This is a genomic window from Shewanella colwelliana ATCC 39565 (assembly GCF_000518705.1).
Lineage (GTDB): Bacteria > Pseudomonadota > Gammaproteobacteria > Enterobacterales > Shewanellaceae > Shewanella > Shewanella colwelliana.
In genome coordinates this window covers 88408-115158 of sequence record NZ_JAEC01000006.1, presented here as the reverse complement: position 1 = coordinate 115158, position 26751 = coordinate 88408, and the positions used below count along the sequence as shown (strand labels likewise).

Genomic DNA, 26751 nt, shown 5'->3' with positions numbered 1-26751 from the left:
TATAAAGTAGCGGGGTCATATGTACCTATAGCAGCTCATATGGGGTGTTAGAAATTACTTAAATACTGATTCCCTCTGCATCACCAATTGGCTGCTCCCTTGATAGGGATCGCACGCAAGCAGGAAAAGTGGAGTTTATGCCGAGTACAGATCAAGATCTTGAACATCTAACCAGTATATTAGTTAAATTTAATACTGGAGACAAGGTTGCAGAGCAACAACTCTATCAATTTGCTTATCAAAAGTTTCGTGAACTTGCTAGCCAAGTCAAATCGAACTCTATCGGTGAACGACCAGCAAGTACGCTACTAAGCATATCCAGCAATACCACATCTCTAGTTCATGACGCTTTTATAAAAATTCATCAAAGTAGAAATGTTGCCCCCGAAACGACGAGAGAGCTTTACATAACATTTTCAACTGTGATCTATTCAATCTTGGTAGACAATATACGAAAATCTAAAGCAATAAAACGTCAAAAATACAGTACAGATACCGAAAGTACAGCTATGTTAGACAAAATACAGCGTATTTTAGATATTGAAATTTTACTAAAAAAATTATCTATCGATTACTCCAGGCAGGTATCCGTTTTTATCTATAAATATGTTTGCCTTATCCCATCAAAAGAGATAGCTGAGTTGTTTTCTGTTTCAGAATCGACAGTCGATAAAGACCTTTCTTTTATCAAGCTACGGCTTTCAAATTATTACCACAATTAACCAATTTCACTGCAGGGACGTTCTAGTGATGCAAAACCTTTACGAGCACTATTGCCATTTATCTACACTTAACGAAAAAGAAAAATCCGATTACATAGAAAGCCTTAAGCATGATGAAGCTACCTATATAGCGTTAAAAAAGATGCTTATGGATGTAAATATTGATATCACACAAATTTTTAATGAAAGTATTGAGCTTGCTGGAGAACAGATAACTGGCAACCTTCAGACGGGTGATAGTGTATCGAAATACAAAATAATAGAACTACTTGGTAAAGGGGGAATGGGCAGTGTCTATTTAGGCAAAAGACAAGATGGCGAGTATGCTCAAGATGTGGCGATTAAGGTTGTACCGCTTGCTCTATTGAATGATGAATCAGAACAGATTTTTAACTATGAAGCTCAGGCACTTGCTTCATTAAATCACACTAACATTGTCTCAGCTTTAGATGCGGGTCGAGATGAGCGAGGTTTCGCTTATATCGTGATGCAATATGTTAGCGGACAAACCTTGAGCAAATATGTAGAGCGTAATTTGCTATCCGAACAGCAGAAACTTGAATTGTTTATGCAAGTCATCGATGGAATTACCCATGCTCATGCAAACCAAATACTCCATAGGGATATTAAACCAGAAAATATTTTGGTTGATGCTCAAGGTCAAGTTCACATAATTGATTTTGGTATTTCAAAATTTATTCACTCCCCAAAAACAGAATACATTGAACCATATTTAAAAGCACTTTCATTTGCTTACGCCTCTCCTGAGCACAAATCAGGCGAGCATATTACAATTGCATCGGATATCTACAGTCTTGGAAAAGTTTTATATGACTTAATCGATGACACCCCTGTCTTGCAAAGTATCGCTTTAAAATCGACTCAAGATGATACGCAACAACGATATCAAACGACTACTGAGCTTAAAGCGGATATTGAAAGCTTTCTTTACAACAGGCCGATAGCCGCTTTCAATAATCCATGGTATAACTCAGGATTATGGTTCAAACGAAACTATATCCGCTTTTCTTTAGTACTGGTCATTGCGATAGTTAGTGTGATATCTGGATTCAAGTATTATGATTCCTACATCTATGCTCAACAGCAAACGCTATTAGCGGATAGTAACTTAAAACTTGCTGAGAACATGCTAAAGCAGGTTGATGTTAGAGTAGTAACAGAGATTGAAAGGCAGAGGTCTTTAGTTAACTCCGCTAGGAGTATCGATATTAGCTTACTCCCTTTAGAGCAAGCTGTCAGGTTTACATTGTCTCTGGCTAATGCATATAAAACTATCGGTGACTATAAGCAATGTCAGTTATATACATCAAAATTATCAAAGCTAACTAATGGTAATGCACAATTTAAAGTTGAAAACTTAATAGCACGAAAGATTCAAATTGAATTAAATGTATTGAATAATAATAACAAAGATATGCAACATGAACTCATAGTTTTAAATGAAGATGTATTGAAGCTTACTGACTTATCTGACAACCGACTTTTTTCTCTTATCGATTGGGAAGTTGGCACGACTACAATTTCAAATGTAGAGTTGCAAAAGTTGTTTGATTTACTTACCTCAAACCTCGAGCCAGTCAATAGAAATCAAGAGGTTTTGTTGGAACATATTAGATTAATAGCTATGTCTAATATCAGCAAAGCGGAGCAGTTAAGCGGAGTTGAGAAGTTGCTGGAGTTGGTGGAGAGCAATATTTCTGATATATCTTCTAAAAGGTGGGTTAGTCTTTTGCATGACTGGTATCTAATGTCTAATATACAGGGGAAGCAATCGGCTAATAATATCAGTGATCGATTGGTCAAAAATGCTCAATTACTCCAATCTCTACTCGATAGTGATCATCCATCAGTGTATGTATTGGCTATATTGGCAAAGCAGACGTCAGTAATTAATGGTTTTCCGCTTCCCGCAAGCATTAGCGATATTTATAAAAATATAGATGCTAATGCTATGCCCCCATCATACCAGACAAACTACTTTATTATCGAACTCACTGAGTCGATAAAAAACAATGAATTGAGAAGATCATACGACATAATGACCACTGTTTATGATGAACTATCAAACTATGGTGAAAATGCTTTAAATTACTATCTACAGTTTACGGTGTTTGCCAACAGATTTAACCGCCAAGATCTATACTTAAATCATCTTTCAACACTCATTGAACACTATCGACAAAAGAATAATTTAGGCCATGCAGCTTACTTTACCTATGCGTTATGTAGTAATTCGGCTAATATTGACGAAAGGTATTCATCAGAACTCAAAATCGGCGTTGATGCTTGTGATAAAGCAATGGCGTTTTATAAAAAGTATCAAGGTCCCAGTAGTAACTTTTACATTATGTCATTGCTTTCTAAGCTACGCCACTTAACAAATTCTGGTGACTTTAATGGCATGAAAAGCTTAGTAAAGGAAGCTATATTGTTAAAAGAACACATATCTTACCCAGCTACAGAAGAGAAATATTATATAAATCTCGTAAGAGCATTCCTGGAGTTACAGGATTTTGATACGGCAGAACGACTCCTCACTGAGTTTAATTCGTCCACCGACTCTAGCCAGTTTGAACAATATCTTCTCAAATTGGAACTCCTATCTAGAACTGGACAACATGATAACCTCGCTGTCGAATTGAGCTCTATACCAGTTGTTGACTGTAACAGCATTTCAAATTCTGGCATTCAAGATATTAATCTGTATCGAGCAAAGTTAATAATGAAACCTAAGTTGATATGTGAAGGAAAACTGCACTGGAAAGATGTAGTAAAGGATACTAATCTAGCAGAAGCTATCTATTCATCAGTCGACAGTTTTGTAACAGCATTGTAGGGATTTTACATAGTGTTAATGACAATGCCAATTTCGATTAAAGCTTAAATAAAAAAACAGCTTTAATCGTTATTGGTGAGGTTGTTAAATGCCTATCCACTTTGGGCCACCCGATGCCGCCAACAATTGAGAAAACTGTGCAGGATGCAGGCCTTGCTCGCGGATCTGTTTAAAGGCAGTTGGACCCGCAAGAAAACGAACTCTTGGCTTCAAATTAGACACCCAAGACTCCTCCCCTATGTTGTAACAAAAATAGCATATTAAAGGAATTTTACTTGGGTTGTCATTGATGAATGTTCTAAAATATCCCTGTGGCAGGACGTCACAGGGAGAACAACATTGGACACGTTACACCAGAACATCTGCATAAAGCCTTATAAAAGCTTAGGGCGTTTTATTATTGCCCTAACAATAGTGTTAGTCGGCGCTAACTTATTTATTGACCAGCGAGAAAGCCTCGCTGAATACCTGCTGTTTGCAGGATATTGCCTTGCTATGATTTACTGGGCTGTGGCGATTAATACTCAAAAAATCGTTTTCTCGGCGACGTCAGTTAACTTTATCAAGATGTCTGTTGAGAGTGACTTTGCTCTGCCTGGCGACCTGCAGTTAAGTTTTGATGAAATCAACACTGTGCGTCTACTCGGTGATCATCTGTTTATCTATGGTACGAGTGGAAAAGTCAGCTTCCCACTAAAACCTCAATCCAAAACTGCCATTGCACTCAAATCGGCCTTTGAAGCTCATGGCATTCCCTTTGAAATAAACTCTAGCCTCGTCATGCATAAACCTTAGTGCAACAACAATGATTTAAACCTTTGCGGTTAGCCGCTATATTGTAGGAGAGGTTTATGCAACGGAGTGATTGCAATTAACACAACAAGTCTCCTACTTATTGCGGCATTATTAGTTAGTGGCTGCCAGCCGAATAAAGATGCTGACTTTGTTTGGCATGATTACACCAAACGGCTTGAGTCAGTATTAGAGATTCCGTTCGAGCCGGCCGACTTTATCCCATTAACCTTGCCCAAAGCCGCTCATCAAACGCCCACACGTTTAAACATCTCAATCCTGCAAAGCTTTAAGCTCAACCATTGTAAGCTTGGTGCACTAATCGCCGACCACAATAGCTCTCTTGGCAAGGTTGCGCCGCCGAGCCAGCGACTTATTTATCATATACGCTTTATCCAACTAGCGCCCGAATGCATAGAGGCACTCGACGATAGCGCGCTCATCAACGCCCTAACAATTGGGCTAGCTCAAAAACAACAGCAGGCACTAGACGTATTTACACAGATGATCACGCGCGATAAAAGCATCAATAAGCGGCTATTTATCGGTTATGACTCACTCACGCTAGATAATATGCAGCATGGCAGGCTTGAATTTGAGAGTGCGTTGAGTCGGCTCAATGGCATAAAGCAGCAGATCATCAGCCAAGATTGGCAGCAAATAGCGATACAAGACTTAGAGCAGACTTTAGCGATTTTTCATCATCAGCCTCTGCTCAATCAATATCTGCGCTCACTGTCACTGAGTGTGTTTGAGCTGAGGGAGCTCAATGATTATCTATTTCAACATCAAGCACGAGTCCTTTGCCGTCCGGGCCACGTCAATCAGCAACAAGCTATTTTGCAGAATGTGTTTCACAAATACTATCTGGCGCAGACCCAGGCTTATCTATCCCAATTAAATCAACTGCATTACCGTTTAAGTGAGCCAATGCAGCAACTTTTTGAGGATACTATTTATCAAGACTACGTTAATGCTCACTTTGCTGATAACGACGATGCCTTGCCCACACACCTCAAGCGGCAGATGAAACGCCATGTAAAATGGTGGAAAGCCTTCAGAACCCGCTGCAACATACCGCAGCCTCAACGCCCAACAAAATAGTGCCCACGCACGCAGAAATGATAAACTAGTATATCACTCACTTTTACCTCATCTTGCCATGATCATAGATACTCTCAATAACATAGGGCAGTACAGCCACCTTGGTCCACGCATCGCCAAAGCGCTTAAACACTTAGTCGATACCGACTTTAGCCAACTCGACGTAGGCAGTTACGAACTCGAAGGGAAAGATTTGTTTGTTATCGTCAATGACTATGACACCAAGCCAAGAGAAGTTGAACCTTTTGAGGTGCACCGCCGCTATATCGACGTGCAATATGTGGTCCGTGGCGAAGAGGAGTTTGGTTATCTGCCTCTGGCAGATCAGACGCCATCAAAACCCTATTTTGACAAACATGACTATGCAGAATATGACTATGAGTCGAATAAAGCCGAAGCGGCATTTATTCCTTTAAAAGCAGGGATGTTTGCGCTGTTTTTCCCTCAAGATATGCATATGCCGGGCACTTCAGCCACACCTAAAGCGGTCAGAAAAGTGGTAATTAAAGTAAAAATTTAACACCTAAAAACACCTTTTCTAACCCAATGACCTATTAGTTAAAGCCTCCGTAGATGGGAGGCTTTTTAATATAAAAACCAGCAAATCACCTCCATATTTAGCAATATTATCTTCGCTTAACACTCCCACAATAATACTCATACTCCCAACGGCTCCCACCAGCACCAAAGATAGAAACGTGATCTTGATCAATACGCACAACCTGCTAATATAGCCACATCGAATTAGATATGCCATTTTGTTATATGGATGTTTTTCTAATAATAAAAATATATTTTGCGAGTATCCCATGAGCCAAACTACCAGTCTTAGCCAAATTTATCTCGACGCCAACGCCACTACCCCTGTTCTGCCACAAGCCGCAAAAGCTGCCATGAGCGCAATGGAAGAGCTATTTGGTAACCCGTCGAGTAGTCATATCACTGGCCTAAAAGCTAAAAATCTCATGGAACAAACCAGGAATAATGCCAAGCAGTTACTCGGCGCCAATCAAGGAAAAATCATCTTTACTAGTGGCGCGACAGAAGGGATACAAACGTCTATTTTATCGGCGCTAGTTAACGCCAAAGCCTCACTAAACCCCAACAAAACCTACACGCTTCTGTATGGTGCGACAGAACATAAAGCCGTGCCGAACTCTTTAGCGCACTGGAACCAGCTATTGGGTATCAATGCCGAGCTTAAAGCGATTCCTGTGGACGGCAGCGGTAACTTAAATCATGACTTTATCGCTCAAGAAGCGGCGAATGCCTTAATGATTTGCACCATGGCAGTGAATAACGAAACTGGCGTTTACCAAGATTTAGCGGCATTAGACCGCCTCATTCGTCAGCATAATCCAGATCTGTTTTGGATGGTAGATTGCGTCCAAGCACTCGGGAAGCGAGCCTTAAACCTAGCAGAAACCAGCATAGATTACGCACCGTTTAGTGGCCATAAGCTCTACGCACCCAAAGGTATAGGCTTTATGTACATCCGCGAAAGCGCGCCTTTTACCCCATTCATTGCAGGCGGTGGTCAGGAGGGGGGGCTACGTTCTGGTACCGAAAACCTGCCAGGTATGGCGGCGTTAAACGTGGTGTTTGAGATGCTACTCAACCAAGATGATAGTGCTTTCTTCCCTGTATCAACCTTGCGTGACTACCGAGTGCAGCTCGCGCAGGCGCTGCAGCGCGCATTTCCAACCATTGTATTTAACCACAGCTTTAGCAATAGCGTTCCCACCACACTCAACTTCGCCGTGCCGGGTTTTAGTAGCAAAGAGATCATGGATCTATTCGATGCGGCTAATATTCGTGTCAGCTCAGGCTCAGCCTGTAGCTCAAAGGTCACAGGTAGCTTTGTTCTCGATGCCATGGGATTGCCCACGTGGCAAAGCGAATCCGCCATTCGCCTCTCATTTGGCCCCGCCATGACGCAAGCAGAAGTCGATCAAGCCTGCGAGCGAATTCAATCGGCCGCCAATGCCCTTGGCAATAGTTGTTTGTCATTAAACGTCGATGCTGGTGCACAAAATAAAACTCCACTGAATGGTTTAGTACAGCTCAAGTCAGGCTCAAGTTGCACTTGGATTTATGCCGATCATAAGAGCCAGCAAGCGCTGATCATCGACCCTCTGCCAGAACTCGAGCAGCGCATTGATACCCTGTTGCAGTGTCAGCAATTAACACCTATCGCCTTTATCGACACTCATGGTCACGCCGATCATGTGTCGGGCCGCGTTGCATTAGCCGAGCGCTATTTACCGCAGCAGGTAACCGATTACCTGGGTTGGCCAGCGGTGCATGCATTAACCGATATTGGCAGTCGCCCTGTGCAAGCGGTTAAGGTGGGCGAGCTGACGCTGATAAAGGTAGCCACACCAGGCCACACCAAAGACAGTATCAGCCTATTACTGGTTAACCCACAAGGCACAGTATTGTATGCCTTTTGCGGTGACATGATATTAATGGGCAGCCTAGGCGGAACCAACTTTGATTCCAGCTGTGCCAAACAGATGTTTCACAGCCTAAAACTACTGCACGGCTTGATTGGCGATCACACCTTATTGTGCCCAAGCCACGACTACAATAATGAACTTACCACCAGTTTTGGCGCTGAGTTTACTCGTAATGCACTGCTTAATGAGACCATCAATGGCGTAATGCCAATCGGCCTATTTGAACAGCAAAAAGCACAACTCGATACCCATCTCAATGATGAGATGGGCACAGAGATCATCTGCGGTGCCTACACTGGCAGTTGCGATAAAGCCGTGATCAAAGAGTACGATGCCATTAGTCTTAAGCAACAGTTTCAGCAAACGCAGACCATCAAACTACTGGATATTCGTGAGCCCCACGAATACGCCTTGCAACATGAACTCGGTGAATTGAGCGAACACAGCATTAATATCCCAATGACACGACTGGTGCAGTTTATTCAACAGCACCAGCATGACAAGCAAGATGAGTGGGTATTAGTTTGTCGCAGCGGCAGTCGCTCTATGGTGGCGGCTCAAGCCATGCACCGCCTAGGTTTTAGTAACATCGCTCACCTTAAGGGTGGCTATGCATTGAGTCGTTAATCTGTCGTTTCAAAAAAAGGGCGCGGATTGTCATCAATCCTGCACCCTCATTTTCCACCGGACTAACGGGATAGCTCCCGCTCGCTTGGCTCAAATTCAGCAAATTTAAGCTATGACTCTTCAGGCAATCCAATATGCATATGACCCGCCTTATAGTCTATGGTTAGCACAAAATGCTTCAGTACGTCATAGCCCACAAGCCCTTTAATATTTTTCCCTTTAATACGTGAGAGTCCGTTGCGATTCTGCCCTGAGATCGATTCGTTCTGTCCCTCTCCAGGAACTGTCACTTGAACATTTTCAAGGGTAAAAGGACCAAATTTCACCTCAGGTAAACGAAAGTTCTCCACCGTCGCATTATTATTCACGCCGGCGCTTACTCCCGACTTTGACCCATAAAGCTCAAGCCAGTTTTTATCTGTCGCTAAAAGACGCTTTAAAAACAGCCCGCCACTGTTGCCAGTGTCCAACACTAACCAAGCATTTTTCTCGCCATTCAACCCAACTTGTACAATAGGTTGTCCAGAGCCTCTATCCATCTGCATCGGAATATTTTCAAGCTTAGCTAAATCTACGCTGCCTTTTTCAAATAGTCTCATACGGCTATTTGGGTAATCGATCTGAAAGATAAATTTTTCCAACAGGCCAGCGCCGAGTAGCAACTGTACCTCGTGATGACCAATACGCAGTCCAGCTAGCTGATCTAATTCAATCTCGGCACCAAAAAGGTTGGCCGATACATTATTAAAAAGCTGGCGCGTCTCTGTACCGTAAACCCCAGTTACATTGACCTTGCCGCCCTTATCAAACTCAAACCCATGACGGTTGATAAAGCTTAAGTTAATCGCGTTCATCTGTGCGCCACTATCTAAAATAGCGCGTCCCTCGATACCATTAATGGTCACGGGCAGATTGATATGGCCATTAATGACTTCAAAATCAACCCAGTTGGTGACAGCAAACGTATTAAAAGAGGCGATAAAGCAGACAAAACAAAGCAGTCGTCGACATATAGTGGCGTACATCAATCATCCTTAATTTAGTATATTTCCCTGAGATTTGAAGCATGAGCATTGTTCAGCTCATGTTCCACATTAGGGCTATTTTTCTGATTTCTTTAACAGTAACAGCACTTGGGTAAGCAGTATGGCTTACCTAAGTTATGCTGACTTATAGAGCAGTTAATCTATTCAGTAACCCACTAGCTGTCAATACAATAAGCCATAAAAGCCATCACTCGGTTTGACTCAATAAGCGCATACACTGCTCGGGCTTCGCCTTCATCACTTTAGGTTTAGGCCTTGGTTTTACCTGGGCAGATCTCTGCTTAGCATTGTTGGCCGCCGTCATCTGCAGCGCCCACCAGCCCAGCTCATCGCAACCAGTCCCTAAAGGCGGGGCCTGTTGATTTTGACATAAGGGATCATCGGTAGGACACGTTAAGCGCACGTGCATATGTAATGAATGCCCCCACCAAGGACGAACTTTATTGAGCCAACTGGGGTCAGGCCAGGTCATAGTACACAACTGCTGTTTAATCGCCGGGTTAACAAAGATACGTGCCACTTCAGGTGAAAGCGCCGCTAAACGGATCATCTCGGCATGTTGAGTTTTCCAGTGCTGGTTGACGCTAAAGCTTTGCTTATCGACCAGATCTAACGCTTGTGGGTTTTCTCTTGCTTGCTCACTAAGCTGTTGCTCAGCTTGGCGAAACCAGATATCAGCATCCAGACCAATTTGATGGCTCGAATGACCGAACTCAAAGTTACCCCCACGCGCCATCGAGATATCACCAATCAATAGGTCATTCATACCCATCAAGTGCGTCTGTTTTGCCAAGGACTCAATAAAACTCACCAATTGTGGGTGTCCATAAAAGCGATTACGAGTAGTACGGATAACCTGAAAACCCTCACCTTTTAATGGCAAAGCTTGCGCGCCAGATAAACAACCATTGGCGTATGAACCTATTGCTGCCACCTGCCCCCCAGAGGGGCTATCAAACTGACTCCACTTTATCTCAGCCGCACTCAGGTTAGCCATGGCAAACAACGAGCCAAGCAATAGGGAATGAAACCAACGGGCATTAAATAGGGGTAATAATGAGGGCATAAACATCTAGCCAGAAGCAGGGTGTAAATTGAGTTTAGCAAGGATAACAATGAAGTAAAATTAACTAGGGGCTGACTCTTGTTCTTGCAAAAAAGCGCGGCGTCTTGCCGCGCGTACTAAATCATAGACTCTAGCCTAGCCGTCTCACCCGACAGGTTAGCGTTTAGGTGAAATAGATCAAGCCAATATTGTGTCTATGGAGCGTAACCAAAGAGGTGTAGCTATTGATTAACATAGATAGCCTAGCCAGAACAAACTGAAAGTCTGGCATCCTCTGACCATCCATGGCCGACATAAAACAGTCCACATTAAACGGATCGGTTAACTTAACCGCCACTTGGCTTAATCCAAGGCTTCTAGCTCCTTATCGCCCTTTAGCGTGCTGCTTTGATACAGCCAACGATACAGAGTCGGCAGTACTAGTAGTGTCAATGCTGTTGAGCTAAATAGGCCACCGATGATCACCACAGCGAGCGGCTTTTGAATCTCACTGCCCACACCACTAGATAGCAGAATAGGGATCAGGCCTAAAGCGGAAGTCAGCGCCGTCATCAATACTGGTCGCAGACGCCCAACGGTGCCTTCATACACACAGGTATAAAGTGGCTCACCCGCGGCGCGGCGCTGATTGATAGAATCCACCAATACCACACCATTGAGCACTGCCACACCAAACAGGGTGATAAAGCCTATCGAGCTGGGCACCGACAGGTATGTGCCGCTGAGATAGAGCGCAACAATACCGCCGATTAGCGCCAATGGCACATTGGCCATGATAAGCCCCACTTGCTTAATGGAGCCAAATGAGAAGTAGAGCAGCAAGGCGATCAGCGCTATTGAAATGGGCACAACAAGCATCAGCTTTTGCTGCGCACGCTGCTGGTTCTCATACTGGCCCCCCACCACCACTGTATAACCGGGTGGAAGCTCTGCTTGCGGTACGATGGCATAGATATCATTAACAACTGAGCCCATATCCCGGCCTGCGACGTTGGCCTGTACCACGACACGACGCTGTACATCGTCACGACGAATATTCGGCGGGGCCATCTCAATCACCACATCGGCCACTTCTGCCAAACGTACCGTCGCACCGTTAACGCCATTAAGCAGCAAATCCCCTAACGCATCGGGTGCACTGCGATATTCAGGTGCTAAACGCACATTGATATCGTATCTGGCGTTGCCATCGATCACTTGTCCGGCGCTGACACCACCAACGCCCTGACTCACGAGACTCATCACCTCATCGACACTGATACCATAACGCGCCAACAGTTCCCGCTTAGGCCGCACGACTAATTGCGCTTCACCCGACACCTGTTCCAGCGACACATCAACGGCACCAGGGACTTGACTAACAAGGTCGGTCAGCACTTGCCCCTTTTCAGATAACACCTCCAGATCGGGGCCAAATATCTTAATAGCAAGTTGGGCCTTCACCCCAGAGAGCAGCTCATCCACCCGCGTAGCAATGGGCTGTGAGAAGGTCAGCAATAGTCCGGGGAACACACTTAATTTTTGCTCCATCAGACGTTGCAGCTCAAAACGATTGCTAGCCGATTGCCACTCTTCAATGGGTTTTAGGCCAATATAGATCTCAATGTTGCTCACAGGTTCCGGGTCGCCACCTAGCTCTGGTGCCCCTATGCGGCTCAAGGCATATTCCACCTCAGGGAATTCGAGCAGCATCTGCTCCAACTTAGGGGCAATAGCAAGTGAGGTACCCAAGCTGGCAGTGGGTGCCAATGTGACGCGCAGATTAATGGTGCCCTCCTCTAGCTCAGGCACAAACTCAGTGCCCAGCCGTGGCAATAACACCATGCTCATGGCAAACATCAGCAGCGCCGTTATCACCACAACCTTTGGATGCGCCATAGTGATGGCGAGCAGCTTGCGATAACCCGACTCGATAGGTTTGAGTAAGGCACTTTGCCTAAGCGTTACACCACGTTTAAATGCATACACGGCCAATGCAGGCACGGCAATTAATGCCACCAGCAAAGCTGAGAGCATCGCTAAGATGATACTAACGGCCATCGGCTGAAACAGCTTGCCCTCAACCCCTTCTAGGGCAAACAGCGGCGCAAAGACCACAATGATAATGGCGGTGGCAAAAAAGATAGGACTGCATACCTCTTTAGCCGCCAGCATCACCCGCATCGCAATGCCACCACGTCCACCTTGGCCAAGGCCGTCTAAGTCAGCATGGTGCGGATCGCGCTCGCCAGCAGAACGAGCCTGAGCCTCAACAAGATGACGTCTATCTGGCTGGGTAAGATGCTTAAAGATATTCTCCACCATCACCACCGAGCCATCGACCAGCATCCCAATGGCCACGGCCAAACCGCCCAATGACATTAAGTTAGCCGACATGCCGAAATAGGCCATCACCATCAAGGCAAGACCTATCGACACGGGAATTGATAGCAACACCAGCATGGTGGCGCGGATATTGACCAGAAACAGCGCGAGGATCACCACAATAAACACAAAGGCCATTAGCAGTGCATCTCGCACCGTTTTCACCGCTTGATTGACCAAGTCGGCTTGATCGTAAAACACCTCAAACGACACTCCCTCTGGCAGTGCTTGCTCAATCAGCGTGGTTCTCTGGGCAATATCATCAATGGTGGCTTTCGTGTTGGCCCCCATACGTTTAAGCACCACCCCTGCAACGACTTCACCCAAATTGTCGACCCTACCCGCTTCACCTCGACGCGTCATGGTCACAGCACCTACGCGGACTTCACTGCCATAATTTACTTTGGCAATATCGCTCACGCGCACGGGTGTACCTGCCACTTCGGTTAGCGGAATTAGCCCAATCGCTTTAAGGCCGGCATCGCCTGCAGGCAATAAACCATAACCCCGCACCACCAACTGCTCTTGGCCTTGGTCCATAAACCAACCACCCGCGTTGCGGTTATTACTCTCTAACGCATCTGTCACCTGCGCCATAGACAGTCCGTAACTGCGCAGCTTGTTAGGCTCTATCTGCACTTGGTACTGACGCACTTCACCGCCAAAAGAGAGCACATCAGTCACGCCGCCAACGGGCATCATGATCAGTTTGACCAAGTAATCATTTAGACTTCTTAGCTCTGATGCATCGACACCTGACTCTGGGGTTGCACGTAAAATGTACTGATAGATCTGTCCTAATCCTGACGTATTGGGGCCAATTTCTGGCACCCCGACGCCATCAGGGATCATCTCTCTGGCCGCTTGCAACTGTTCAAACACCTGCTGACGCGCAAAGTAGATATCGGTGCCTTCGGCAAACACCACAGTGACTATCGACAAACCAGTACGCGACAGCGAGCGCACTTCAGTCACAGCAGGCAGTGCATACATGGCCGACTCGACGGGATAACTAATCAGTTTCTCCACCTCTTCGGCGGCTAAGCCTTCAGCGGCAGTATTGACCGTTACTTGCACATTGGTTACATCAGGAAAGGCGTCTAGATTAAGCTTTGGCAGCATAACCACGCTGGCGACAACGGCACACAGTAGCGCCAAGACCACCAAGAGACGGTTGCGGATCGCAGCATCTATTAATTTCTGTAGCATAGGAGCAACCTCTTAGTGATTGTGAATGTCGAAACCCGCTTTAGCTTGCTCAGAGGCTAAGAAAAACGCCCCAGAGATCACTACCTTGGCATTTGGCGCTAAGCCCCTGACCAAATTCATACCTCGCTGGCGTTCAACCACTTCAACCTCTACCGCTTCGAAACCTTCGGCATCTTCGACAAATACCTGCCAATCACCATCGCCGCCACGGGTCAGCGCGGCATCGGGTAACACTGCCCCGCCCTTGGCATTGTCTGAGAGGTAAATCTCAGCAAATTGCCCTGCATGCAATACATGCCCTGGGTTTTCAAACGCCACTAAGATCTGCTCGGTGCGGGTTACGCTATTGAGCTCATGGGAGCGGCCAATGATTTTGGCTTCAATACTGTGCTGCCCCACTCTCACTAGGGCTTTGCTGCCCACATTGACCTTCTCGGCCTGAGTCGGTGTCACCTGCGCCTCAACCCAAAGGTGTGACTCATCGGTGAGTTGCATCAAGGCGGTACCGCCGGCAAAAACCTGACCTAGCATGGCAACATCTTGCTGAACTCGACCCGCGATAGGCGCTAACAGTTGATAGCTACCTATGGTTTCAGGCGTCGATGCAAGCGCGTTAATCTGCGCTGGAGTCATTTTCATCGCCTCTAGTGTGGCGCGTTTTAACTCTGCATCCACTTGCGCCTGCAAACGGCGACTGGCACTGACTGCACTGGTACTCATACGTTTCACTCGACTCCACTCGGCAGCGGCATTGATGTAATCTGCCTGCGCTTGTGCGACAGCCGCGCCGCCTAAAGTCAATATGGCTTGCCCTTGAGCGACCTCTTGTCCCGGCACCACATGACGCTTAAGGACACGTACCTCTAACTGCGGAGCCAAGGTGACTGTTCTATCTCTGTCGACCACCAGCGTCGCCGTTGCCACGGCCTCGAGACTAAAGCTCTGCTCTGCCAACTTAACCACCTCAATACCAGCGAGATCACGCTGGGCTGCGCTCAAGGTTAACCCATCACTGTGCTCGGCTTGCGTCTCTTCATGACCATGAGCATCTGGTGCCTCAAGATGCTCCTCAGTCTCATTGGCATGCTCATGACCCACTTCACCTGTGGCGTGGGGCTGCGCTGCCTCAGTAGATCCATGCTCATGGCCTTCTGCTGCTAAGGTCACTCCCGATACGCCAATGGCTGCCGTTATCGAAATCAGTAAGCCAAAACCCATGGCTCGCACCAATGGATTGAGCGTAAAAAATATACGGTTCGATGTTTGATTTTTCATTGTGTTATTCACCTAATCTGATTGATGCTAGCTGCATTGATACTATTGCCATTGGTACTGGTCACATTGGCACGGACACTTTGGTCATTAGCCTGTTGCGCTAATTGCTGCAGAAAGTAGTTTTCTAGCTGACCACTTTGCCCCATCCAATCGAGCCAGCTTTGATATAACGCTGACTCTAATGACATGCCAGCTAGGTAACTGCTTGCCAGTTGACGCTTGCTTTGCAAATAGTTACTAGTGCTGATATCGCCAGCTTGCCATTGCTGGCCCAACGCATCAGCCACGCCAGCACCTGAAGTTAGCACCAACTCACGCCACTCTTGGTAACGTTGCTGTAGTCTGGGTAGGCTTAGGTAAAACAGTTTTTGTTGCTCAGTGATAACGCGTTCGCTAGCAAGGTAGCGCTGCTCAGCAATGGCGATGTCATTACTGGCCATTGCCAACGTTTCACTATAATTGTTGCGGATCTGAATAGGGATAGATAAACCAACACCCAACTTATTCTCTTCGCCTTCACGCTCCGCACTCAGGCTAATGGTGGGGTTGGCTGAGGTATCTGCTTTTACCTGCTTTGCAGCCAATTTGGCCATCATCACCTGCTGATAAGCGCTCTTTAAAGCTGGCAACTCGGGCGAAACCTCGGCCGCCACCTCGACATTTAGCACTTCAATAAAATCATTAAACGGCAGCGTAGTGGTGCCAAATAACATCAATACTTTAGCATCGGCGTTGATGGCAGCTTGCTCGACTAATGCATATTCGGCGGCGCGACTGGCAAGATCAAGTTGAATGAGTTGCAGCTCCGCTTGCGAAATCGCCCCCGATGCCAACTGCTGTTTAGCTATCTCAAATTGTTGTTTGGCCACATCGAGCTGTTGTTGTTGAAACTCTAGTATTTTATTTTGCTGCGCTTGCTCGACCAATGCCATCACAACATCGGCCAACATCTGACTTCGCATCAAGGTCGTCTGCGACAGTAACACCTCAGCCTCGAGCTGTGCCTTTCGCATTGCCACGCCGCGCTTATCACCCCAATCTATGGTTTGACTTATATCCAAGCTGTAGGTGTCTTCCGTGGCATTTTGGTAGTTGATCCCCAATTCGGGGTTATAAATCGCTTTATCTGCGGCTTGGATCAGCAACTGAGCCTGGCCTGCCTTAGCTTGCAGGGCTTTAACTTCTGGAAGCTGGTTAAATTGGCGCATCAATGGCTGTAACCATAGCGCAAACGCTTCGCTGTTAGCGCTTTGCTGCGCTAACGACGAATAGGCCATTGCGTTATCTATGGTGCTTGGTATTGAAATCGATTGAGCATAAACGCTAGCGCTACAAAAATAGCCCAGCATCAGTGTGGCGATAATAGATCTTTTCATCGCTTTTCCTAATCTCTAGCATCAGCTCCACACCCGACTAACACATCACATCTAATCTGGTTAGATAGCCTTGTGTTGTCGTAGCGTAGCGCTGATAAAAATAGTAATGACCCACAGCAACAGACACCCGTTGGCGTCGGTTCAAAGTGTTTACTATGGGTATGATATTTTTAAACTAGATTAAGCGATCGGGGGGCGATAACTTGGTTGTTGCTCTGGTGGGTAGTAATGACGGCCTAGATTAGAGGGCTCATCACCTACAGGGATTGAAGGCATTAGGGTTACCAGTGACACCAAGGTCACATGGCCACCATGGCATTGACAATCTAGACACAGGTCGAAGGTCTTGGTTTCGGTTTTGCTGACTTGATGAGCGTGCTGCTTTTCATGCTCAGCATCTGGTTTGTCAAATTCACACTGGCAATCAACACATTGAGCAAAACTGACCACCTCAGCGGTAAATTGCAGGTGGGGATGACTCTCACTCTCCTTTTCATGACTACCCAAGTGCAACTGATGCGCGCCAAGGTTGGCCCCTGCAAACTGCAGTGCCACAACGGCGATCATCATCAATGCGATCTTTTGGATAAACTGACGAAGGAGTAGACTCAAAGTAACCTTTAATAAAAAGAAGATGCTAGCAATCAGACTGGCAGTGTAGTGATTAGTTCAACCCTGGCAACACTTACTCATTGAAATATGTGCAAAGTATTGTCAGGGTCACAAATAATCGCGACTAGCGGGGTTATTTGAATACGCAGTGCTTAGTGTAATCAGCCGCTTCGTTAGCACTCCAATCACCTTTTGGCTTATCTTCCATCTGCTTACACCATTTTTCACTGCCGACTTCTGGCGCACAACCAGATAGCGAGGTAACCAATGTTAGCGCCAATGTAATAGCACTAAATTTTACTACTGATGAGGTAACCGATGACATATTTTTCCCTTAAATGTATGGATAAGTTACCCACTAGTTGCTGTAGGTAACGAGAACTATCGAGTTAATGGACAACTCAGCTTTGCGGTGATCCACTCTATGGCCTGAGGCTTATCCTCCAAAGCATACCATGCGACCTCCCCTTGCATAAAGGGGCCCATCAGGCGGACAGCATTACCAAACCAATCAGGTCCGCCAACCAGCACCAAGGCGTCGAAGCTGGGTAACTGAATCTCTCCGACCCCAGAGAGCGACTGGCTCTCCCAGCCCTCCAGCAGCACATCGGCCTCAATATAGATACAGGTTTTACCCGATTGATTTTGATACTCTTCAATGATGGGCGCGATCTGCTGACAGTAATCTTTTGTCGATAGACGACCACTGGCAAATAAACTGATCACCCCATTGGTGATATCAGCGATTTGGCATAACATAACCAGACTCCGCAGCAATACAATTGTTAGCTAGACATTTTGCATCATTTTATCTGCGCAAAGATACAGGTCTATATCAAATAAACGCTATTAAAGAGGCAAGATGATAAAAATCAGTAATCGCATAACCTTACAAGACAACGAACTGGAATGGCAATTTATCCGTTCCAGTGGCGCCGGCGGCCAGCATCTCAACAAGGTCTCTACTGCCGCACAACTGATCTTCGACATTAACGCATCTTCATTGCCCGATATCTATAAAGAGCGCTTAATTGCCAAAGCCGATCACCGCATTACCAAAAGCGGTAAAATCATCATCAAATGCCAAGCGAGTCGCAGTCAAGACGCTAACCGCCAAACTGCGCTAGAACAATTTATCCTATTAGTCGCCAGTGTCGGCCATACTGCTAAAAAACGGGTAGCCACCAAACCAACGAAAGGCAGCCAAAGACGTCGTATTGACGCCAAGAAACAGCGTGGCGCCACCAAAGCCCTTAGGCAAGATAAATCTAGCTACTAGCCATACGTCTCTCACCACTAACAACACACATCAAATTGCTCATTAATGACTTTAAAATTTCAGTTGTGCCGACAAAATGACGCTAATTTATGCTAACTTGCAGCTATCTATCAAATTTTAGGGTGCGCTATCGATTGGCACCTCACAATGAAAAGGTATGTTGAATGAGCAATCAGGCAAAAATATTATTAGTCAATGGCCCCAACCTTAATCTATTAGGCCGCCGCGAGCCGGGCCATTATGGACACCATACCTTGACCCAAATTGTGGCGAATTTAACCCAAACGGCTCAATCGGAAAACGTCGCGCTGGAACACATTCAATCTAATGCCGAACATGAGCTGATTAACGCCATTCACGAAACCGATGCCGATTTTATTATTATCAATCCGGCCGCCTTCACCCATACCAGTGTGGCACTGAGAGATGCCCTGCTTGGGGTTGCGATCCCTTTTATTGAAGTCCACTTATCCAATGTGCATGCCCGAGAAGCCTTTAGACACCACTCCTATTTCTCAGACAAAGCGGTTGGCGTGATTTGTGGCTTAGGGGAGCAGGGTTATCAATATGCACTAACCTCGGCAATCTCACGCATTAACGCGATGAAATCAGCATAGGGCCTGTCATATTATGGATATTCGTAAAGTTAAAAAGCTGATTGAACTGGTACAGGCTTCTGATATCTCGGAGCTAGAGATTAAGGATGGGGAAGAGTCGATTCGCATTTGCCGCAATCTCAATATCGACACCAGTAACAAAACTTCTGTTGTTCCCCCTGTGACCAATCAAACAGAGACGGCGGTGGCCACTCAACAGGCCGATTATGACGAAGATGATCTGCTCATTTCACCTATGGTCGGCACCTTTTACCTGGCACCATCACCAGAATCGACTCCTTTGGTCAAAGTCGGCCAACGAGTAGAAATCGGTGACACTGTGTGCATCATTGAGGCGATGAAGATGATGAATCAAATTCAAGCCAAACACTCAGGCACCATCAAAGCCATCTTATGTCACAGCGGTGACGCCGTTGAGTTTGACCAACCACTGATGGTCATTGAGTAGCACAGTTATGACAAGCAATCGACCCATTAGCAAAGTGCTTATTGCCAACCGCGGCGAGATTGCTATTAGGGTCATTCGTGCGTGTCGCCAACTTGGCATTGCAACGGTTAGTGTACACTCCAGCGTCGACAGAGACTCACTCCATGTGTCGATGGCCGACGAAAGCATCTGTATTGGCCCAGCGCAGGCCAGTGAGAGCTACCTTAATGTCCAAGCGATTTTAGCAGCTGGCGTTCTGACCCATGCCGATGCCATTCATCCCGGCTATGGTTTTTTATCTGAAAACGCCGACTTTGCCGAACAAGTCGTTGCCAGCGGCTTTGTATTTGTCGGCCCCAGCAGCGATGTTATCCGCTTAATGGGTGACAAGGTGAGCGCAATCAACGCCATGAAGTTAGCTGGCGTGCCAACCGTCCCAGGTTCTCAAGGGCTATTAAATGATGATGATCAAAGTAATTTGGTCCAAGCACAGCAGATTGGTTACCCTGTGATAATAAAAGCCACCGCAGGCGGTGGCGGCAAAGGGATGCGGATAGTCCACCAAAGCGAACAACTGATAGCCGCGATAGCACTCACCAAAAGTGAAGCCAACGCCGCATTTGGCAATGGTGGTGTTTATTTAGAAAAATACCTCGAAAATCCTCGCCATATCGAGGTACAAGTGATGAGTGATAGCCAAGGCAACACCCTCTGCCTTGGCGAACGAGACTGCTCGATGCAGCGTAGCCAACAAAAAGTGATTGAGGAAACCCCTGCCCCTGATATCAAGGCTGAGCAGCGTCATCATCTTAGCCAGCAATGCCAAGCAGCATGCAAAGCCATTGGCTATGAAGGCGCGGGAACATTTGAGTTTCTCTATCAGGATGGGCAGTTTTTCTTTATGGAAATGAACACCCGCATTCAGGTCGAACACACCATCACAGAAATGGTTACTGGGCTAGATATTGTGGCGTATCAGATAATGATTGCCGCGGGCAACCCCTTGGCGACCGCTCAAGTCTCAACTCATGGCCATGCGATTGAGTGCCGCATCAATGCCGAAGACCCAAACAGCTTTGTACCCAGTCCGGGCACAATCAGCGAGTTTCGAGCACCTGGCGGACTCGGGGTTCGTTGGGATTCTCATCTTTATCAAGGATATGCTGTTCCCCCCTATTACGATGCCATGATAGGCAAGCTGATCACTTGGGGAGAAGATAGAGAAATGGCCATCGCCCGTATGCAAGCCGCCTTAGCTGAACTGCAAATAACGGGCATAAAAACCAATATTCCTTTGCTGCAGCAGCTACTGCACGATGACGGTTTTCTCCAGGGTGAGCAATCTATCCACTATTTAGAGCACTGGTTAACATAGACATCTCAGCAAGCCCCTAGCTCTATGACAACATACCCTCTTCATCAACTCTGCTGCTTATCCAACGCTTCGTCGAAATACTTATGGATATCGATCGCATCTATTTGGCTTGGATCTAAGAATCTGTTCGCGTATTCAAGATAAACTCCGCTGCTTAAAAACAACCTAAACACCTCTATGTCTACGTGTTGATCCAGCGCCATCTTATGCAAAATATCAATGGCAACACTGATCGGTTTGGCCTTTTTATAGGGTCTATCCGCTGCAGTTAACGCCTCAAAAATATCCGCCAGCACCAAGATCCGCTCAGGGATTGAGAGCTGCTCTGCAGTCAATTTACGCGGATAGCCAGTGCCTTTAAGCGTTTCATGGTGCGTTGAAGCATAACGCGGCACTCGGGCAAGCTCAGGAGGAAAAGGTAAGTTCTCTAACATCTTGATGGTGCTGGTGATATGCTCATTAATTTTAAATCTATCTTCGGCAGTTAAGGTGCCGCGAGCGATAGCAAGGTTATGTAATTCACCTTGGTTGTAAAGATGCTCAGGGATCTCCATCTTGATACCAAACTTCTCATCAAAATGCACAGGAAAATCACGTTTGATGATGTGCTGAGGTTTATTACTCAATAGCGTCTCGGTCACCGGAAGCGTTTGCTCTTCCTCAGGATAATTAAGCTCTTCGATTGGCGAGAGACCTAACTTGTCATTAAAATGTCTCACCCAAGGCGTTTTAGCCAGTTGGTGAAGCCGATCCACATGGTCTTGGTCCATGAACTCACCGCCCACGTTGGCGTTGGCAATAAACTCAAAATCCTCCGTCAGCTGAATAAAGGTTGCATCCAGCTCAGTCTTTAAGGTCTCTTGCTTATCAGGGCTGGCGATACATTGGGTATAATAGCTAATCTGTGCATCACGCCAGAGCACTTCAAAACGCATTCTTACCTCATGAATCCGATTATAGATAACCTCCAATTTACTGCCTTTATCGACAATATGCTCCGGTGTGGTGATTTTGCCGCAATCATGTAGCCAAGCTGCAATTCTAAACTCGCGATGCTCATCTTCATTCTTAAAGCCAAACGCTTTAAATGCAGGTAATCCGGACTCTGAGGCCGACTGAGCTAACATCAATCCAAGTTCTGGCACACGATTACAGTGGCCTGCAGTATAGGGGGATTTATCATCAATCGCTTGCGCAATCAGCTTAATAAAGGCTTCCATCAGTGCCTTTTGATTATGTTCATGCACTTTGATGGAATCGGACATGTCGACCAAAGAGTAGGCAAGATCATCAATCTCCTTAATAAAGGATTCAATCTTTACCACATCATCATATTGCCGATTTTTTATCTTTTTATTTTCAAGCGCTAACAAGTTAATAGGCTTGACGATAGGTGATGAAAACAGCCAAGATAGCGGCAATACCAATAGCAAACAAATGGCAGTAACCATGATCGATTTTTTCACTTTGTCATGACTTGAGGCCAGCAACACATTCGTTGGGACCACAATAGCAAAGTACTCCACTTCACTCGCTGCATGGCCAAGGGGCGTCACATAGACAAATTTTTCAACGCCATTAATCATCTGTACGCTTAACATACGTTGTAAGCTTGGGTTAGCAGCAATTTCGATAAGCTCTTTATAGGGAACTGTGCCCTCAACAACCTTAGGTGCCGCTTTCTGCCCCTCAGAAAACCATTTGTCACGTAGCGCCTTTATCTGCTCAGCGCTAATATTATTCAGCGCCAAATTGACGATCTCAACCAGCTCGGCATGCTTTGGCTGCATTACGATACTTAAGCCTGCATCCACTCTAACAGGGGAATAATCGATAGTTTCATGAAACTGTAGATTGTCGAGAAAATACTGCTGGGCGGTATAATGCAATACAATACTGTTATCGATTGCAGCAAACACCTCCCCGCGCTACCGCCTGTAAAATCTCTAAGGATGATTGGTACTCTATCACCTGAATAGCGGGAAAATACTGCTCGATAATCGCCACTATCGACCACCCCATAGGAATGGCAACCCGCCTATTTTCAAGTTGCGTAATAGCGGTGATCGGAGCATTGCCGCTCAGTGTCACTACAGAGAAAGGCAAGCTCAAATAGGGCTGACTAAACGCACCTAAACTGGCATTGTCCTCACTATTCATTAACGAATGCAGAATATCGATTTCACCCATCTTAAATTTGTTGATAAATTCAGCCCACGTAAATCCATTATTGTAATTGATGGTTAAGCCTGTCATTTCTGCAATAATATTTAGTAAATCAATACTATAACCTTGTGGGCTACCCGCTATAGCAAAATCAATCGGCGGCCAGTCGGTCTCATTTGATGCGATGAGTGGCAAAGTATTATCAATAAGTGCTTGTTGCGCAGGCGTAAGCTGAAGTGGTTTGGACGGAGGAATAACGACATCATGGGTTTGCTTGCTATTCGATGCAATGAGATCACCGCTGGCTTCGAAAACAAAAACCTCTCTGGTGGTATCGCCCGCGAGGTTGGTTCCCAAGCCGTGCAAATAATCGGATAAACTCGACAAAGCGATATCAACGGCCAAAACCGCATTACCGTGAACCATCCGAGTGGCATAAGTCACCCCAGGTGATTGCAAGTTTTGAAATAGGTAAGGCTCTGTTTTATTTACCTGATCAACAACGGCTGTGGCATACCAAGGGCGAAGACTGGCATCGTACTCAGTGGGTTCACTATGCGTCACCCGTTTTCTAAACTGGCTGTCGTAATAGTGTTTATGGCGAACTCTCTTGCCGCCATCCTCTTGGATTTCAATAATCACCCAGCGATCTAAATGAGAAGCACCAAGCTGCTTTCGGACAATGGGGTGCGCATTAAGATTAACCAACTCAAACAGATCGCCATTGTCCAACCCTATGTAGATAGCATAGATAAATGGCGTCGACTGCATCACCTCTGCGAACATACTGAGCGACTCACGCGTCAGACCATCATCATTGTAGAGGCCATTGTAATGCGCCAAAAGCCTTGTCGTATTAATCGCTTGACTGTCAACATGGGAGAGATATGACCCAGTACTGCGGGCACTGTGATCGTACAGTTTAAGTGCTGCATCGGTGGCTAAACGCTGGCTAAAATAAAACTGCAGACCAATCGCAATACAGGCCGTAAGCAGGGTCGCTAAAATAAAAATGCTCACAACGGTAAAACGTATCGTTAACCGTTTGTATTTTCCTTTTTTCCCTGCACCCATCAGCTATTCCTTTATGACTGTAATGTGATCGCCACTAAATAGTATAACAAGTCGGTTACAAGTCAATTTAAAACAGAATTATAAAAATAGCAAAATCAATAACTAAAATAGCAGTTGATAGCACATTTAATCTCAATAACTAAGATGCAGCAACAGGCGCTAAGGGCTTTTTTTACGCCAAGTCTCTGGTAGCTCAACCTGCTGCCATAACGCTTGGCACAAAGCCTCGCCTGACTGCCACTCCCCCTGCTGCAACCAAGTCACGAGTGCATCCCCCACCTGCGGATAGGCAATCGGTAAAGGCCTAGGCGCTTTTAACCAGCGCCGAACAATGTGCGAGTCTAAGGTCATCATGCAATCGGCTGCGCCTAGAAGCTCCAATGCGACAACATTTGATAACTGCTCAAACTGACCACGCAACGGTTTAACCAGCAGTTTCTTACCTAAAGTCAGCGCCTCACTTGCCAACTCAAACCCGGCACTAGCAATCACCCCACCACAACGACCTAACACTTGCTTGAATCCGTCTCGACTAAAGCCTGACCAACGCACATGGGCTAGATCATTGGAAGATGGTACTGAGCCATGAAACACCTGAAATAGATAGCCGTCAAAAGGGCGCAATAACTCGACAATCGCCTCAGGAGATTCAAACGGTAGGTAAACTAAGATCTCATGGGACGCATAACTCACCTCACCCGAAACCTCGACAAAGGGGGGTAATATAGGAAAACCAAAATGATGCCAGTGGCATCCAAGGGCATTGTCAACGGGGGCAAAATAGTTGAGCAGCATCTGATTAAACCAATTGTCGCCCACCTTAGGCACATCATAACGCAGCGCTGCTTGATGACTGATCCCCACCGAAGGTACGCCTTGCTGCTTCGCCGCCCAGGCGGATACAGGTTCAAAGTCATTCAACACTAGATCATAGCCACTCAGGTCAATATTACGCACATCCTTAACCAGCGCGCTAAGGGAGTTCTGCCAAGCCGTCTTCGTCATGCTCACGCCGCCATTGTGGGTGGCAAACGTTAACCCCGTTTCTGCACGATAGTTACCAAAACACTGCATATCAAAATAGTGGTGAGCTTCTCGTCCTGAGAAGAAAAAGTCCACCTTGATACTTTGCTTTGCTAGCGCTTTTGCCATCACCCGTGCGCGGCTCAAATGACCATTCCCCGTCCCTTGAACACCGTAAAGAATCCGCATTGCCTCTCCTTAGATGCGTTATTACGCCACAAATGGCATACAAAGCTTGAAACTCATGACCCCTAAAATTGCCCCCGCAGCGATATCCAACGGATAATGTACTCCTAGGATGATCCGGGAGAATCCAATTAGCCCAGCCCATAAAAAAACCATCGCTGCTATTGCGGGATAAACCGATGCCAGCGCACTGGCCATGACAAATGCGGCAGCAGTGTGCCCCGAAGGCAAACTAAATTTGTCAGAGGGTTCAAAGTGAACAGGCTTACTACCTGCATTCAGCACAGCTTGGTAACAGGGGCGGGTACGGCGAATGATATTTTTTAAAATGAGGTAAAGCGGCAACTCAACAATAAAAGCAGCCAACGCACTATTAAACAGTAACTGACCAGAGGGGTGAACTAACAGTAAGCAAACACTTAGGTAGAGATATATGGGACCATCGCCGGACTTGGAAACAAGTCTAGCGGCAACTCTGAGTCGATACTTGCACCCAAAATCATTGATCAGAGTAAAAATTTGGCGATCAAGTTTAGCGATTGACTCAAACATAAAAGGCTCCGGATCAACAGTGATTGATCAGGAGCCTAAAAAATAGCTATGACGCCTCAGTGACACCTAGCCTAAATATTTATGACAGAGATTAAGCCTCTGCTGGTGTATTCGCCTTCACTTTAGCGCGGAATATTTTCACCAAGTGGTAAATATTGATGCAAGCAACGAACGCATTCATGCCAGCAACAGGCCAAGCCGAGATATAAACCCCGTAAATCACAAACAGTGTACAACCTGTAAAATTCAGACATCTTAGCCAAACAATGTCTTTCATCATTAACGATATTGCAACCATGATTGATGCAGAATATCCAATAAGTTCAATCGTGTTTGAAGCTTCCATAAGGCACCTTCTTGAGGCCCTCTGCCGTCCATAAGCTAACTGGGGGATCCGTGCCCCTAAAGCAAGTTAAAGTTAAGTTAATCAATGACTGCCTATATGCTAACAAATTTGCCATCGACATGTAATTAAAATACGTTATTTAATGACCTGAATCATGTTTTATGCCCAATAGAGCAGCAATGAGAGAAATATTACAA

23 protein-coding genes and 1 pseudogene are annotated in these 26751 nt (G+C 46.0%); 10 read left to right on the top strand and 14 right to left on the bottom strand.

Annotation, left to right across the window (positions count from 1 at the left end; genetic code table 11):
• Positions 1-137: 137 nt before the first annotated feature.
• Both L876_RS0103820 and L876_RS21025 read left to right on the top strand, forming a co-directional pair.
• Positions 138-722, top strand: a complete 585-nt coding sequence (locus tag L876_RS0103820; RefSeq protein WP_051412910.1) for an ECF-type sigma factor — start codon at positions 138-140, stop codon at positions 720-722.
• Positions 723-750: 28 nt separating this feature from the next.
• Positions 751-3579 (top strand): serine/threonine-protein kinase, encoded by a 2829-nt coding sequence (locus tag L876_RS21025; RefSeq protein WP_051412908.1) that lies wholly within the window; start codon positions 751-753, stop codon positions 3577-3579.
• A gap of 87 nt (positions 3580-3666) precedes the next feature.
• Here L876_RS21025 and L876_RS22675 read toward each other — a convergent pair.
• Positions 3667-3792: pseudogene (locus tag L876_RS22675) on the bottom strand (alpha/beta hydrolase); the annotation flags it as partial.
• 126 nt (positions 3793-3918) lie between these two features.
• Here L876_RS22675 and L876_RS0103805 point away from each other — a divergent pair.
• The 4 genes from L876_RS0103805 to L876_RS0103790 all read left to right on the top strand — a co-directional run bounded on the left by L876_RS0103805 (position 3919) and on the right by L876_RS0103790 (position 8561).
• Positions 3919-4374 (top strand): hypothetical protein, encoded by a 456-nt coding sequence (locus L876_RS0103805; RefSeq protein WP_028762582.1) that lies wholly within the window; start codon positions 3919-3921, stop codon positions 4372-4374.
• Positions 4375-4440: 66 nt separating this feature from the next.
• Positions 4441-5475 (top strand): DUF3080 family protein, encoded by a 1035-nt coding sequence (locus L876_RS0103800; RefSeq protein WP_028762581.1) that lies wholly within the window; start codon positions 4441-4443, stop codon positions 5473-5475.
• Between the two features lie 58 nt (positions 5476-5533).
• Positions 5534-5995 (top strand): NanQ anomerase/TabA/YiaL family protein, encoded by a 462-nt coding sequence (locus L876_RS0103795; protein WP_028762580.1) that lies wholly within the window; start codon positions 5534-5536, stop codon positions 5993-5995.
• 289 nt (positions 5996-6284) lie between these two features.
• The gene (locus L876_RS0103790) at positions 6285-8561 is read left to right on the top strand and encodes an aminotransferase class V-fold PLP-dependent enzyme (protein ID WP_028762579.1); all 2277 of its coding nucleotides are present in this window, start codon (positions 6285-6287) and stop codon (positions 8559-8561) included.
• A 110-nt stretch (positions 8562-8671) separates the two neighbouring features.
• On the opposite strand, the gene L876_RS0103785 is transcribed toward L876_RS0103790, so the two are convergent.
• The 8 genes from L876_RS0103785 to L876_RS0103750 all read right to left on the bottom strand — a co-directional run bounded on the left by L876_RS0103785 (position 8672) and on the right by L876_RS0103750 (position 18268).
• Positions 8672-9586, bottom strand: coding sequence for an aspartyl protease family protein (locus tag L876_RS0103785; RefSeq protein WP_051412906.1), 915 nt, complete (start codon positions 9584-9586; stop codon positions 8672-8674).
• A gap of 208 nt (positions 9587-9794) precedes the next feature.
• Positions 9795-10673: a penicillin-insensitive murein endopeptidase gene (gene mepA / locus L876_RS21015; RefSeq protein WP_051412904.1), complete on the bottom strand. Its 879-nt coding sequence runs from the start codon at positions 10671-10673 to the stop codon at positions 9795-9797.
• A gap of 342 nt (positions 10674-11015) precedes the next feature.
• Complete coding sequence (locus L876_RS0103775) at positions 11016-14246, bottom strand: efflux RND transporter permease subunit (RefSeq protein WP_028762577.1); 3231 nt, start codon at positions 14244-14246, stop codon at positions 11016-11018.
• Positions 14247-14258: 12 nt separating this feature from the next.
• Entirely contained in the window at positions 14259-15521 is a 1263-nt protein-coding gene (locus tag L876_RS0103770) for an efflux RND transporter periplasmic adaptor subunit (RefSeq protein ID WP_028762576.1), read from the bottom strand.
• 8 nt (positions 15522-15529) lie between these two features.
• Complete coding sequence (locus tag L876_RS0103765; protein WP_028762575.1) at positions 15530-16897, bottom strand: TolC family protein; 1368 nt, start codon at positions 16895-16897, stop codon at positions 15530-15532.
• A gap of 180 nt (positions 16898-17077) precedes the next feature.
• Positions 17078-17509: a hypothetical protein gene (locus tag L876_RS0103760; RefSeq protein WP_028762574.1), complete on the bottom strand. Its 432-nt coding sequence runs from the start codon at positions 17507-17509 to the stop codon at positions 17078-17080.
• Between the two features lie 133 nt (positions 17510-17642).
• Positions 17643-17834, bottom strand: a complete 192-nt coding sequence (locus L876_RS0103755) for a DUF3012 domain-containing protein (protein WP_028762573.1) — start codon at positions 17832-17834, stop codon at positions 17643-17645.
• A gap of 56 nt (positions 17835-17890) precedes the next feature.
• Positions 17891-18268, bottom strand: coding sequence for a SpoIIAA family protein (locus tag L876_RS0103750; protein WP_028762572.1), 378 nt, complete (start codon positions 18266-18268; stop codon positions 17891-17893).
• Between the two features lie 103 nt (positions 18269-18371).
• Here L876_RS0103750 and arfB point away from each other — a divergent pair, with 103 nt between their 5' ends.
• The 4 genes from arfB (at position 18372) to accC (ending at position 21207) form a co-directional block, all read left to right on the top strand.
• The gene (arfB, locus tag L876_RS0103745) at positions 18372-18788 is read left to right on the top strand and encodes an alternative ribosome rescue aminoacyl-tRNA hydrolase ArfB (protein WP_028762571.1); all 417 of its coding nucleotides are present in this window, start codon (positions 18372-18374) and stop codon (positions 18786-18788) included.
• Positions 18789-18952: 164 nt separating this feature from the next.
• Complete coding sequence (gene aroQ / locus L876_RS0103740; protein ID WP_028762570.1) at positions 18953-19405, top strand: type II 3-dehydroquinate dehydratase; 453 nt, start codon at positions 18953-18955, stop codon at positions 19403-19405.
• A gap of 13 nt (positions 19406-19418) precedes the next feature.
• The gene (gene accB / locus L876_RS0103735; protein ID WP_028762569.1) at positions 19419-19853 is read left to right on the top strand and encodes an acetyl-CoA carboxylase biotin carboxyl carrier protein; all 435 of its coding nucleotides are present in this window, start codon (positions 19419-19421) and stop codon (positions 19851-19853) included.
• A gap of 7 nt (positions 19854-19860) precedes the next feature.
• On the top strand, positions 19861-21207 hold the full coding sequence (accC, locus tag L876_RS0103730) for an acetyl-CoA carboxylase biotin carboxylase subunit (RefSeq protein WP_028762568.1): 1347 nt from the start codon (positions 19861-19863) through the stop codon (positions 21205-21207).
• Between the two features lie 44 nt (positions 21208-21251).
• On the opposite strand, the gene L876_RS23240 is transcribed toward accC, so the two are convergent.
• The 5 genes from L876_RS23240 to L876_RS0103710 form a co-directional block, all read right to left on the bottom strand.
• A complete protein-coding gene (locus L876_RS23240; protein WP_345939961.1) occupies positions 21252-23126 on the bottom strand; it encodes an HD domain-containing phosphohydrolase in 1875 nt (624 codons plus the stop codon).
• Positions 23107-24447 (bottom strand): transporter substrate-binding domain-containing protein, encoded by a 1341-nt coding sequence (locus tag L876_RS23235; protein WP_345939960.1) that lies wholly within the window; start codon positions 24445-24447, stop codon positions 23107-23109. Before L876_RS23235 ends, L876_RS23240 begins: the two co-directional genes overlap by 20 nt.
• Before the next feature lie 159 nt (positions 24448-24606).
• Positions 24607-25659 (bottom strand): MJ1255/VC2487 family glycosyltransferase, encoded by a 1053-nt coding sequence (locus tag L876_RS0103720; RefSeq protein ID WP_028762567.1) that lies wholly within the window; start codon positions 25657-25659, stop codon positions 24607-24609.
• Between the two features lie 21 nt (positions 25660-25680).
• Complete coding sequence (locus L876_RS0103715; RefSeq protein ID WP_028762566.1) at positions 25681-26208, bottom strand: phosphatase PAP2 family protein; 528 nt, start codon at positions 26206-26208, stop codon at positions 25681-25683.
• Positions 26209-26299: 91 nt separating this feature from the next.
• Complete coding sequence (locus tag L876_RS0103710) at positions 26300-26554, bottom strand: YgjV family protein (protein ID WP_028762565.1); 255 nt, start codon at positions 26552-26554, stop codon at positions 26300-26302.
• Positions 26555-26751: the final 197 nt, after the last annotated feature.

Bases quoted from the DNA above. Each gene is read 5' to 3' on its own strand.
- L876_RS0103710 (WP_028762565.1), bottom strand. From the start codon at position 26,554: ATGGAAGCTTCAAACACGATTGAACTTATTGGATATTCTGCATCAATC.
- L876_RS0103720 (WP_028762567.1), bottom strand. From the start codon at position 25,659: ATGCGGATTCTTTACGGTGTTCAAGGGACGGGGAATGGTCATTTGAGC.
- L876_RS21025 (WP_051412908.1), top strand. From the start codon at position 751: ATGCAAAACCTTTACGAGCACTATTGCCATTTATCTACACTTAACGAA.
- L876_RS0103795 (WP_028762580.1), top strand. From the start codon at position 5,534: ATGATCATAGATACTCTCAATAACATAGGGCAGTACAGCCACCTTGGT.
- L876_RS0103790 (WP_028762579.1), top strand. From the start codon at position 6,285: ATGAGCCAAACTACCAGTCTTAGCCAAATTTATCTCGACGCCAACGCC.
- L876_RS23235 (WP_345939960.1), bottom strand. From the start codon at position 24,447: ATGGGTGCAGGGAAAAAAGGAAAATACAAACGGTTAACGATACGTTTT.
- L876_RS0103820 (WP_051412910.1), top strand. From the start codon at position 138: ATGCCGAGTACAGATCAAGATCTTGAACATCTAACCAGTATATTAGTT.
- L876_RS0103770 (WP_028762576.1), bottom strand. From the start codon at position 15,521: ATGAAAAATCAAACATCGAACCGTATATTTTTTACGCTCAATCCATTG.
- L876_RS0103755 (WP_028762573.1), bottom strand. From the start codon at position 17,834: ATGTCATCGGTTACCTCATCAGTAGTAAAATTTAGTGCTATTACATTG.
- L876_RS0103785 (WP_051412906.1), bottom strand. From the start codon at position 9,586: ATGTACGCCACTATATGTCGACGACTGCTTTGTTTTGTCTGCTTTATC.
- L876_RS0103765 (WP_028762575.1), bottom strand. From the start codon at position 16,897: ATGAAAAGATCTATTATCGCCACACTGATGCTGGGCTATTTTTGTAGC.
- accC (WP_028762568.1), top strand. From the start codon at position 19,861: ATGACAAGCAATCGACCCATTAGCAAAGTGCTTATTGCCAACCGCGGC.
- L876_RS0103715 (WP_028762566.1), bottom strand. From the start codon at position 26,208: ATGTTTGAGTCAATCGCTAAACTTGATCGCCAAATTTTTACTCTGATC.
- accB (WP_028762569.1), top strand. From the start codon at position 19,419: ATGGATATTCGTAAAGTTAAAAAGCTGATTGAACTGGTACAGGCTTCT.
- L876_RS0103775 (WP_028762577.1), bottom strand. From the start codon at position 14,246: ATGCTACAGAAATTAATAGATGCTGCGATCCGCAACCGTCTCTTGGTG.
- L876_RS0103750 (WP_028762572.1), bottom strand. From the start codon at position 18,268: ATGTTATGCCAAATCGCTGATATCACCAATGGGGTGATCAGTTTATTT.
- arfB (WP_028762571.1), top strand. From the start codon at position 18,372: ATGATAAAAATCAGTAATCGCATAACCTTACAAGACAACGAACTGGAA.
- aroQ (WP_028762570.1), top strand. From the start codon at position 18,953: ATGAGCAATCAGGCAAAAATATTATTAGTCAATGGCCCCAACCTTAAT.
- mepA (WP_051412904.1), bottom strand. From the start codon at position 10,673: ATGCCCTCATTATTACCCCTATTTAATGCCCGTTGGTTTCATTCCCTA.